We start from the raw sequence: 472 nt of genomic DNA, 5'->3' as shown, positions 1-472 counted from the left end.
CAATGATTTCAATATCAATTTTACCTATCCAAAGAAAATCGTTAATTCCATCATCGAAGCTGAACATTTGGCTGGTAGAGAACGCTTTCGTTATAAAAAGGCCGGTATTTTGATGGGGGCAAATGCAACCGGAAAAACCAGTCTCGGTAAAGCTCTTCTCCGTATTTTCGGATACATTTCCTCTGGAAATTCTTCGCTTTTATATGATATGGTTTCCGGTGAGCATGGAACTTTTTGTATCGATTTTGTCAACGGCGATTATCGCTTGCAGCGCTTCTATGCCACTATTATTCCTGCTAAAACTACAGTAAATATTCGTTATGAAACCGCTGACATTGGCACCATGGACTCTTCCGAGAAGTGCATTGACAAGCTGACTGATCATACTACTGAAGCTACGCAAACACCCACATCCCTAAAAAATTGTGTTGGCAGGTTCCAATATCGTTTTGCCTATCCCGAAATCGAAAAA

Annotated in this window: 1 pseudogene; it reads left to right on the top strand. The window is 40.5% G+C overall.

Annotation, left to right across the window (positions count from 1 at the left end):
• Nucleotides 1–472, top strand: a pseudogene (locus tag P0G09_RS15575) (DNA repair protein Rad50); the annotation flags it as partial.

The organism is Faecalibacterium sp. DFI.5.82, assembly GCF_029076575.1.
Lineage (GTDB): Bacteria > Bacillota > Clostridia > Oscillospirales > Ruminococcaceae > Faecalibacterium > Faecalibacterium duncaniae.
Note: the sequence above shows the minus strand (reverse complement) of the source record. Positions and strands in the feature narration are given on the sequence as shown.